Origin of the sequence: Roseomonas chloroacetimidivorans (genome assembly GCF_049629625.1) — a bacterium.
Lineage (GTDB): Bacteria > Pseudomonadota > Alphaproteobacteria > Acetobacterales > Acetobacteraceae > Roseomonas > Roseomonas chloroacetimidivorans.
In genome coordinates, this window is record NZ_JBNBZS010000005.1 from 51,098 (window position 1) to 61,107 (window position 10,010).

The 10,010-nt window shown below is 65.6% G+C and carries 9 protein-coding genes; 8 read left to right on the forward strand and 1 reads right to left on the reverse strand.

Annotation, left to right across the window (positions count from 1 at the left end):
• Positions 1–531: 531 nt before the first annotated feature.
• From dinB to ACO1BU_RS05565, 4 genes are all read left to right on the forward strand, one after another.
• Entirely contained in the window at positions 532–1,572 is a 1,041-nt protein-coding gene (gene dinB, locus ACO1BU_RS05550) for a DNA polymerase IV (protein WP_424134928.1), read from the forward strand.
• 259 nt (positions 1,573–1,831) lie between these two features.
• A complete protein-coding gene (locus tag ACO1BU_RS05555; RefSeq protein ID WP_424134919.1) occupies positions 1,832–3,313 on the forward strand; it encodes an aldehyde dehydrogenase in 1,482 nt (493 codons plus the stop codon).
• Between the two features lie 56 nt (positions 3,314–3,369).
• Complete coding sequence (locus ACO1BU_RS05560; protein WP_424134920.1) at positions 3,370–4,833, forward strand: FAD-dependent oxidoreductase; 1,464 nt, start codon at positions 3,370–3,372, stop codon at positions 4,831–4,833.
• A 67-nt stretch (positions 4,834–4,900) separates the two neighbouring features.
• Positions 4,901–5,905 (forward strand): tripartite tricarboxylate transporter substrate binding protein, encoded by a 1,005-nt coding sequence (locus ACO1BU_RS05565; protein WP_424134921.1) that lies wholly within the window; start codon positions 4,901–4,903, stop codon positions 5,903–5,905.
• 24 nt (positions 5,906–5,929) lie between these two features.
• Here ACO1BU_RS05565 and ACO1BU_RS05570 read toward each other — a convergent pair whose 3' ends face one another.
• On the reverse strand, positions 5,930–6,868 hold the full coding sequence (locus ACO1BU_RS05570; RefSeq protein ID WP_424134922.1) for a LysR family transcriptional regulator: 939 nt from the start codon (positions 6,866–6,868) through the stop codon (positions 5,930–5,932).
• A 417-nt stretch (positions 6,869–7,285) separates the two neighbouring features.
• Between ACO1BU_RS05570 and ACO1BU_RS05575 the strand changes: the two genes are divergently transcribed.
• The 4 genes from ACO1BU_RS05575 to ACO1BU_RS05590 all read left to right on the forward strand — a co-directional run.
• Positions 7,286–8,245 carry an ABC transporter substrate-binding protein gene (locus ACO1BU_RS05575; protein WP_424134923.1) on the forward strand — a complete coding sequence of 320 codons (960 nt, stop codon included), beginning with the start codon at positions 7,286–7,288 and terminating at the stop codon, positions 8,243–8,245.
• A gap of 1 nt (position 8,246) precedes the next feature.
• Positions 8,247–9,065: an ABC transporter permease gene (locus ACO1BU_RS05580; RefSeq protein ID WP_424134924.1), complete on the forward strand. Its 819-nt coding sequence runs from the start codon at positions 8,247–8,249 to the stop codon at positions 9,063–9,065.
• Positions 9,066–9,070: 5 nt separating this feature from the next.
• Complete coding sequence (locus ACO1BU_RS05585) at positions 9,071–9,841, forward strand: ABC transporter ATP-binding protein (RefSeq protein WP_424134925.1); 771 nt, start codon at positions 9,071–9,073, stop codon at positions 9,839–9,841.
• A gap of 43 nt (positions 9,842–9,884) precedes the next feature.
• A partial coding sequence (locus ACO1BU_RS05590) for an FAD-dependent oxidoreductase (protein ID WP_424134929.1) occupies positions 9,885–10,010 on the forward strand: 126 nt, incomplete at its 3' end.

The following is a 10,010-nucleotide window of genomic DNA, read 5'->3' on the forward strand; positions in this document are numbered from 1 at the left end:
GCCAACCATTCGGCACGGGGGCTCCCCGGCCGATACCTGGTTTTCGGCCTCAAGAGCCTGCCCCGAGCTTGCCCTTCGCCATTCCAGACTGTGCACAAAAAAAAGGGCGGGGCCCGAAGGTCCCGCCGAGTTTAGGGAGGAAACGTCCAAGAAAGCGGCAGTCGGGATACCCGGGCTGCCGTGGCGCTCAGATAGAACGCCGGATGCCCATCGGCAACCCACGATGTTGCAACGCAAAGTTGCTGGAATGTTGTGGGGAGGTGAGGGTGACCTCGGCTCTCCCTCTGGAGGAGGCCACCACGGCCGGGCGGGCACCCGGTCCGGCTCTCCTCCCCCAAGGCCTGTTTCCCGGCCGCGTGCCGATCCGGAAGCGGCTTGGCGGCCCGGCACAGCGGGGAGGGCAGGGATCATGGAAAGGACAGTCCCCTCCCGGCCCGGCTCTGCTAGAATGGGCGGGTGTCGGATATCTCTGCGCCACCCGCCTCGCCAGCGTCGCTGTCGCCGCAGCAGAGAAAGATTATCCACATCGATATGGATGCCTTCTATGCCTCGGTCGAGCAGCGGGACCATCCAGATCTGCGCGGCAGGCCTGTCGCGGTAGGCGGCTCGCGCGAGCGGGGCGTCGTTGCCGCGGCCAGCTACGAGGCGCGGCGCTTCGGCGTACGCTCCGCCATGTCCTCGGCCATGGCACGCCGGAAATGCCCCGAGCTGGTCTTCGTGCCTCCGCGCTTCGAAGTGTACCGCGAGGTGTCGCGCCAGGTTCACGCCATCTTCGCCGAGTACACACCCATCATGGAGCCACTCTCGCTCGACGAAGCCTATCTGGACGTCACGGAGAACTTGAAGGGCCTTGCCTCGGCCACCCAGGTCGCCCGCGAGATACGCGCCCTGATCCGCGCGCACACGGGGCTGACCGCCTCTGCCGGTGTCTCCTATAATAAGTTTTTGGCGAAGCTGGCCTCCGACTATCGCAAGCCGGACGGTCTCTTCGTCATTCCCCCCGAGCGCGGCGTGGCCTTTGTGGAGCCGCTGGAAGTCGGCCGGTTCCACGGCATCGGGCCGGTCACGGCGGCCAGGATGAACGCCCTTGGCATCCACACCGGTCTGGAATTACGGCAGCAGAGCATGCCCTTTCTGCAGGAGCATTTCGGCAGAAGCGGCGCGTTCTATTACTGGATCTCCCGGGGCATCGACGAACGGCCTGTCCGGGCCGACCGGATCCGGAAATCCGTGGGGGCTGAGAACACTTTTCCTGAGGACCTGACGAGCTTCGACCAGATGCGCGAGCAGCTGCGGCCCCTGGCCGAGAAGGTCTGGGCCTATTGCGAGAGGTCGGCGATCCGGGGCCGGACCGTCACGCTGAAGATCAAATATGCCGACTTCCGGCAATTGACGCGGAGCCAGTCCTTCGCCGCGCCCGTGCCGAGCCTCCAGGTCCTGGAGAGCACGGCGCTGGACCTCCTGCGGTCCCAGTTCCCGATTCCAAAGGGCGTGCGCCTTCTGGGCATCACCCTGTCCGCGCTCAATACCGAGGAGGACGCAACGGCGCAGCAGCTGAGCCTTGCACTGTAGGGGCGCGCCTCGTCTCGGCCAGGATCGCGAGAGAAGCGACCGATGAGGCGGACGGCACGGCCGTGTCTTCCCTGTTGGCATTTGCCCGCGGACGTATGGCCCGCCCTCGGCTGCCCCGGTGCGTATTCATGAGATAGGACGCGTATCCCTGACGGGCTGATGACAAAATGGCACTGCCCATTGTGCATTTGTCGATGGCCGGCCCCGAACCACCGCCGCATCATCCGGCCCAACGAGCCTTCCGGGAAACGCGACGGTCATGGTTGAGCGCTACAAGCTGTTTATTGGCAACGAATGGTACGAGCCCCTCACCGGCGAGTGGTTCGACAGCCTCGATCCCTTCTCGGGCGAGGCCTGGGTCCAGATTCCCCGGGCCGGGGCGGCTGATGTGGACCGCGCCGTCACTGCCGCGCATGACGCTCTGTCCGGTCCCTGGGGCACGATCTCGACCTCCGACCGGGGCATGCTGCTCCACCGCCTCGGCCAGCTCATTGACCAGAACGCACAACGGCTCGCCGAGATCGAGAGCCTCGATAACGGCAAGCTGCTGAGCGAGGTCATGGGGCAGGTCCGCTACGTCGCGAAGTACTTCTACTACTACGGTGGGCTCGCCGATAAAATCCAGGGTGCCACTATCCCAATCGATAAGCCGAAGGTCTTCAATTACACGCGCTACGAGCCGATGGGTGTCGTTGCGAGCATCACGCCCTGGAACTCCTCCTTGCTTCTCACGGCTTGGAAGATGGCACCGGCGCTGTGCGGCGGGAACACCATTGTGTGCAAGCCGTCAGAGTTCACCTCGGCCTCATTGTTTGAGCTGGCCAGGCTGGTGAAGGAAGCCGGGTTCCCCGCTGGAGTGGTGAACGTCATCACGGGTTTCGGGCAGGAAGCGGGCGAGCCGCTGATCACCCATCCGCATGTCGCCCGCGTGGCCTTCACCGGTGGTGACCAGGGCGGCCGCAAGGTCGCGGAGATCGCGGGCCGGCATCTCAAGCGCGTTTCCCTTGAGCTCGGCGGCAAATCCCCGAACATTGTGTTCGACGATGCTGACCTGGACAAGGCGGTGAACGGGGTGATCACCGGGATCTTCTCCGCTGGAGGTCAGACCTGCATGGCGGGCTCTCGCCTCCTCCTTCAGGATGGCATCTACGACGAGTTTGTCGAGAAGCTCCTCCGCATCACCAGCAAGGCGAGGGCGGGTGACCCGCGGCAACCGGGGATCCAGGTTGGGCCTGTCGCCACCCGTCCGCAGTTCGAGAAGGTGATGTCCTACATCGACATCGCCAAGAAGGAAGGTGCCCGCTGCGCAGCCGGCGGCCGCGCCCTTACCGGCCCCGGCTACGGCGCCGGGCAGATTGTGGAGCCGACCATCTTCCTCGACGTCACGAATGACATGCGGATCGCTCAGGAAGAGGTCTTCGGCCCCGTGCTGGCGGTGCTCCGGTTCAAGGATGAGGAGGACGCGATCCGCATCGGGAACGACATTCAGTTCGGCCTGGCAGCGGGCGTCTGGACGCGCAGCCTGCATCGGGCGATGAAGATGTCGGAGCGGCTGAAGGCTGGCACGGTCTGGATCAACAATTACCGTTCGACGAGCTTCACAACGCCCTTCGGTGGCTACAAGAACAGTGGCATTGGCCGAGAAGGCGGGGTGGAGGCCGTGAAGGAGTACATGGAGGTCAAGAGCGTCTGGATCTCCACGGAGCTGGAGATGCCGGACCCCTTTATCCGTAAGTACTAAGGCCCACACCTGAGGTGGGCAGGACAAACCCACCGGGGCTGGCAGGGAGAAATGGTGTGAGCGAAGGCAATGAAACCGTCGACGTTCTTGTCGTCGGTAGTGGGATCGCGGGCCTCTCCGCGGCGGCGAGCGCGCTGCAGGCGGGAGCGAGCGTCACCATGCTGGAGCGCGCGCCCCGGGAGGAACGCGGCGGCAACACACGCTGGACGGAATCGCTTCTCCGCATGAAGAGCGAGGACGAGGTCTCGGACGACTTCGAGGAGCACTTCGCCGAGAATGCCGGTCACTATCTGGACCCGGGTCTGCTACGGGAAGTGTCCGGGCCGCAGGAGCAATGGCCTTCCATTGTGAAGGTTCTTGGCTTCACCGATCCGGAGGTGATAGCGACCTTCGCCGACCAGGCTCCGCCAACGATCAAGTGGCTGAAGGAGTTCGGGATCCGCTTCGACCGGCTTCCCACCTACTTCATCACGGCAAGCCAGCCGCGCATGAGCCCGATTGGTGGTGGGCTGGCCATGGTGGAGGCTTTGGGAGCCTGGATCGAGAAGCAAGACCGAGCCAAGGTCCTGTACCGCACAACTGCCCGCAAGCTCCTTCAGGACGATCATGGCCGTGTAACTGGCGTCCTGGCCGTTGGCCCTGGGAATCGGTCCATTACGCTCCGCGCCCGTTCCGTCATCCTCGCCAGCGGCGGGTTTGAGGGTAATCCCGAGATGCTGGCCCGCTATGTGGGCGCCCGGGCGCGCTACACGCGCCCGGTTGCCCGCGGCGGCTACTACAACAAGGGTGAGGGCATCCGCATGGCGCTTGATATCGGCGCAGCGCCATGCGGCGACTTCAGCAGCTTCCATGCGGAGCCGCTCGATCCCCGTTCAGGCGCACCGGAACCTATCGTCCTGGTGTTCAACTATGGGCTGCTGGTGAACAAGCAGGGGCAGCGCTTCGTGGATGAGGCGCCGCATACGGTCGATGCCACTTACGAGGCGATCACCCGTGTGATCCACGAGCAACCGGACGGCATCGCCTATGTGATCCTGGATTCCCGCATCGACGACGTGCCGAACTGGCGGAAATCCGTCCGCTCGGACCAGCAGCCGATCAAGGCCCAGACCTTGTCGGCGCTGGCGGAGCAGATCGGCGTGCCGGCGGACGAGCTGGAGGCGACGGTCGCAGCCTTCAACGCCGCCTGCCCGAGTTCTGACGGCTTCGACCCCCTCCGGCCGGATGGGCTGCGTACGGCGCAGGGCTATCAGCCGCGCAAGTCGAACTGGTCCCGCCCGATCGGGACGCCGCCCTATCTGGCTTACCCGGTCATCTGCGGCAATTGCTTCACCTTCGGTGGACTGAAGGTCAATACGCGGAGTCAGGTGCTGAATGCCGATGGCGAGGTGATCCCCGGCCTTTACGCGGCTGGCGAGGTGCTTGGGCTCTATTACGGTGTCTATACCGGCGCGACCTCGGTCATGCGCGGTGCGGTCTTCGGCCGCATCGCCGGGAACGACGCCGCGCTGCAGCGCTGAACCCTGTAGTCATATCGGGCGCCGGGCGGGTCAGCCGCGTCGGAAAGCAGCCCTTTGGAGGACGTCCATGCGTTTGTGGAACAACGGTTCCCTTGCTCCAATCAGCCGACGGCAGCTCGTTGCCGGCGCGGCGCTGCTATCGCTCGCGGCGCCCCGCATCGGCGCGGCGCAGGGCGGGTGGCGGCCGGGTCGCCCGGTTCGGCTGGTGGTGCCCTACCCGCCGGGCGGCGCGACGGACATCGCCGCACGGCTTGTGGCGCAGCATCTGGGTGACCGGCTCGGCACATCTGTCGTCATCGAAAACCGGCCTGGCGCGAACGGCATCGTCGCCTCGCGGCATGTTCTGGCCTCGCCCGCGGACGGGCTGACCTTTCTGATGGCCACTTCGGACACGCATACGGTGCTGCCGAACGCCTATGCTCGTCCTCCGTTCCCCGTGCAGGACTTCGTGCCCGTCGCTGCGGCGGTGAAGGGCATTGTCTCCCTCGTGGCGCGCCCGGGCCTCCAGGTGAAAGATGCGGCGCAGCTCGTGAGGCGGGCGAAGAATGCGCGCCCGCCGCTCACCTATGCCTCCTACGGGGTGGGAAGCGTTTCGCAGGTTGCGGCTGAGATGTTCCGGATGGAGATCGGGGCGGAGATGGAGCACATCCCGTTCCCGGGTGCGGCTCCGGCCCTGACCGCTGTCAGCGCTGATCAGGTGGATACGATGATGGTGCCGATCGCCGTCTCCTATCCTCAGCGGGACCGTGTTCCCATCCTCGGTGTGTGCTCGCCGGAGCGCTTTGCCGGCGTGCCGGACCTTCCCACTCTCAAGGAGCAGGGTATTCCGATCAACGCGGATATCTGGTTTGGCCTGCTGGCCGCACGTGGCACGCCGGAGGTGGCTCTGGACGGCATGCATGCCGCCGTGCAGGAGGTGCTGGCCTCCGATGGGTTCCGGGGAGCACTGAACTCGAACGGCTTTGTCGCGTCACCGATGAGCCGTGCCGAATTCGGCACCTTCCTGACGCAAGAGAACGAGCGCTGGGGCGATGTTATCCGGCGCGCCGAGATCCGGATCACCGACGGATAGGCCAGTCCTGGTGGCGGGGCCCTGTCAGACCGGATCCGCCTCAAGTCTGGCTGGGATGTCCGTCCGACGATGAACATACAGCTCCGCCTCCATCATGAGCCAGTCGAGGAAAGGGCGGAGCGGCCAGGAGCCGTATTTTCGTTCGGGGCAGACGACGCAGTAGCGCTTCTCCCCGGGCACGCGCAGGTCAACCGGAATGGTCAGGCGTCCCTCCTGAACGTCCCGCGCCACATAAAGGCGGGGGACGAGCGCCATGCCAAGCCCGGCCAGCGCAGCCTCGATCGCCATCGAGAACAGGTCGTAGCGCGCTCCCTCCATAGGCTTGATGTCGCTGACCCCGAGGTGATCCCACCAGCGCCTCCAGGCGTCGGTCCGGCCTCGCTTGTGCAGCAACGGAAGCTTCTTCAGCTCGTCCAGTGGAACCGTGGGACGGCCGTTGAGCAAGGCCGGATGGCATACCGGCACCAGCTCCTCCTCAAAAAGGTCCTTGGTGATCATGCCCGCCCAGGCCGGATGGTCGTAGTGAATCGCGGCATCAAAGCGACTTTCGGCGAAGAGAAACGGCTCCGGCCGCTCGCTCATATTGACGGTGATGCCGGGGTGTCGCGCGTGAAACTTTGGCAGGCGGGGAATCAGCCACTTGTTCGTGAAGGTGGGGATCACGGCCAGCTCCAGCACACCGCCCTCCCTTGGCCTTCCGATCAGGCTCAGCGTGTCGCTCTCCAGCCGGGACAGAGTCTGGACCACCTGCTCCCAGTACTCGCGCCCGGCATCGGTAAGATGGATCCGTCCCTTCACGCGGTTGAAGAGAAGCAGCTCCAGATAATCCTCTAGCCGCGCGATCTGCCGACTGACCGCACCCTCGGTCATGCCGAGTTCCGCGGCCGCCCGGGAAAGACTTTCATGCCGCCCGGCCGCCTCGAAGGTCATCAAGGCTCTGGTGGACGGGATTTTGCGCGGCACGCCGACTCTCCTTCCCTTGCTCGGCTCCGGTCTCGATGGCGGGCCTGGGCGACAACTAGCATCGGCTTGCGCCCTGTGGCAGCGGCCCGGCGGCTCACCTCATCATCGCTGGTGCCATAAGGGTGGCCTCGCCCGCGCGTTGTGTAACTCTGTTCGCGTCGGCACCTGGCGTGGCCGGCGCGTTCGGGCCAGGGCCGCTTTACCTTCGAGGAGGACGGTTCGGCTTGAAAACATCCGGCCCGATTTGTGCTTGCATGGGCTCCACACCGGAGCACCCCATCCTCCGAAGAAGAACTTCGCTCGGCATCGCAGCATGGAGGCGCGGGATTTAGAAAAAATCACGCTCCTGAACGGGGTGGTGTTTGCCAAACACGTAAGACAACTGTTAATTGGCGCAAACCTGTGGGGTTTGGACCGATGATGATGCGGAACGTGCTGGCGGGCATAACGTTGTGCGCCACTCTGCTGGCCACAGTCGCGTCCCCCAGTGCCCAGACGACAGTCCGGATCGGTGCGGCCTCCTCGAGCGAGATGGCGGCACCGGTCTATGTTGCCATCGATCAGGGCTATTTCCGCGAAGCTGGCCTCACGGCCGAGTTGGTCGATTTCCGCGGTGGCGCGCCGGCAATCCAGGCCCTGGTTGGCGGCGGGATCGAGGTCTGCATCTGTGCGGTGGACCATGTGGTGCGCCTGCGGAGCCGCCGGCAGGATGCCGTGGTCGCGGTGGAACTGGACACGCGTCATTCCTATGCGCTGGTGAGCCGGCCGGGGACGAGCTTCTCCTCGCTGGCCGATCTTCGCGGCAAGAAGATCGGCATCACCTCGCCGAGCAGCCTGACGGACAACACCCTGCGCTGGGCGTTGGCTAAGGCCGGCCTGAACCCGGACCGGGATGTGGAAATCGTTGGCGCCGGCGGTGGCGCGAGCATGAAGGCTGCGATCGACAGCGGTCGGGTGGATGCCGGCATGGTCATCAATGCCGATCTGCTGCACATGCAGACGCTGGGCAATAACGGCTACCGGATCGTGCAGGATTTCCGGCAGATCCCCTATCCGGCCCTCGCGCTGCTGACCCGCCAGGCTTGGTTCACCCAGCAGCCGGATGTGGCGCGTGGTTTCGTGCGCGCAGTCCTGCGTGGCATCCGCGCCATCCGCGCGGATCGCGCCGTGGCGCTGGCTGGGCTGCGGCGGCAATTCCCGGATTACAGCGACGTGGAAATCGACAAGCTGGCGGCCGATATGCAGGCGCGTTTGGCTCCAGAGGGCCGGGTTGAGGAGCAGGGCTACGAGACGCTGCTCGACATGCTGCTGCCGGCCGAGCCCGGCCTGCGCCGCATCCCCTTCAGCGAAATCTCCATTCCTCCGGTCCAGGACTGAGATGGAGGCCGCGACTCAAGAGGCCTCCAAGGCGGAAGGCGTTGCCCTGCCGCCGCGCCGCATGATGCCAGCCTGGTTGTCCGCCACTCTGCAACGCATCCTCCTCATCGGCGTCGTGCTGGCCGTGTGGGAGGTCGCGACAGACCACTATGTCGATCCCTTCTGGGTCAGCCAGCCCTCCCTGATCGCAGCGCGGCTCTGGCAGATGGCGGCCAGCGGCGATCTTGTCTGGCATGCCTCGGCGACGGCATGGCAGGCGCTGCTCGGCCTGCTCCTCGGTCTCGTCGTGGGCGTACTGGCCGGTGTGCTCTACGCGGCCTTTCCGCGTGGGGCGCAACTCGCGGATCCATTGGTCATGGGCCTTTACAGCGTACCCCGCGTGGCCTTCGCGCCGCTCTTCATCATCTGGTTCGGCATCGGCCTTCTCTCGAAGGTGATGATGGCCTTCTCCATGGTGGTGTTCGTCTATCTGCTCAACACCGCGCAGGGACTGCGCGAGGTGGATCGAGATTTGCTGGACGCGATGCGCAGCATGCGCGCGCGGCCGCTCTGGCTGCTTTGGCATGTGCGCCTGCCGGCTATCCTGCCCTGGATCTTCGGGGCCACCCGGATCGGCCTTGGCCTCGCGCTCGTGGGCTCGGTACTCGGGGAGTTGCTGGGAGCCAATCGAGGCCTGGGCTGGTATGTGGAGCGTTCGGGCGGACGGCTGGACACGACCGGGGTGATGGCGGGGCTCATCGCGCTGATGGTGATTGCGGTGGTCGGGAACGAGATCGTGCGGCTGATCGAGCGTTTCACGCTGCGTGGCGCCGTCCGGTGAGTGGGATGAGCACGCCTCCCAAGCTCGCCTTTCAGGGGATTGCTCTGGAGTATCCAGGGCTCCGGGTGCTGGACGGCATCGACCTCGTCCTAGGGGATGGCGAATTCCTGGCCATTGTCGGGCCCTCCGGCTGCGGCAAGTCGACGCTGCTCCGTCTAGCTTCGGGGTTGCAGGAGCCGACAGCAGGGCGCGTGCTGCTGGATGGCAACCCCGTTTCGGGGCCGCCGCCAGGCGTAGGGTTCATGTTCCAGCGCGACACGCTGATGCCCTGGGCCAATGTGCGGCGGAATGTGGAGGTCGGGTTGGAGCTGGGCGGCACCCCGGCTGCCGATCGTCCAGCGCGGCTGGCGGAGCTGCTGACCCTGGTGGGGCTTTCCGATTTCGCCGGGCACCACCCGGCCCAGCTTTCGGGCGGCATGCGCCAGCGCGTGGCGCTGGCGCGGCTGCTGGCCTATGCGCCGGATCTCTACCTTCTGGACGAGCCCTTCGGTGCGCTGGACGCGCAAACCAAGATCACGATGGGGCGCGAGCTGCTCCGCATCTGGTCCCAGCGCCAGCGGAGCATGATCTTTGTGACCCATGACATTGAGGAGGCGGTCACGCTGGCCGACCGGGTCGTGGTGATGGCGCCGCGCCCCGGGCGGGTACGGTCCGTGCACAGCGTGGACCTGCCGCGTCCGCGCGATCCCCGTGCCCTGCGGCAGGATCCACGGTTCCGCGACATTTGCGCGGCCATCTGGAATCATATTGTGGAAGAGGACGTCGCCCATGACTGAGCACATGCCGGGCGTCCGGGGCCGCAGCCAAGGGGCGGCGCACATGCAAACCGACGTTCTCGTCATCGGGGCGGGTGGTGCCGGGCTTTATGCGGCCATCGAGGCGGCGCGCTCGGGCGCGGAGGTCCTGGTGCTGGACCGTTCCCTGATCGGGCGCGGCGGCGCGACG

Excerpts from the sequence above, each read along its gene's own strand:
- ACO1BU_RS05565 (WP_424134921.1), top strand. The coding sequence starts at position 4,901 with ATGCGTTTGTGGAACAACGGTTCCCTTGCTCCAATCAGCCGACGGCAG.
- ACO1BU_RS05575 (WP_424134923.1), top strand. The coding sequence starts at position 7,286 with ATGATGATGCGGAACGTGCTGGCGGGCATAACGTTGTGCGCCACTCTG.
- ACO1BU_RS05555 (WP_424134919.1), top strand. The coding sequence starts at position 1,832 with ATGGTTGAGCGCTACAAGCTGTTTATTGGCAACGAATGGTACGAGCCC.
- ACO1BU_RS05585 (WP_424134925.1), top strand. The coding sequence starts at position 9,071 with ATGAGCACGCCTCCCAAGCTCGCCTTTCAGGGGATTGCTCTGGAGTAT.
- dinB (WP_424134928.1), top strand. The coding sequence starts at position 532 with ATGGATGCCTTCTATGCCTCGGTCGAGCAGCGGGACCATCCAGATCTG.
- ACO1BU_RS05580 (WP_424134924.1), top strand. The coding sequence starts at position 8,247 with ATGGAGGCCGCGACTCAAGAGGCCTCCAAGGCGGAAGGCGTTGCCCTG.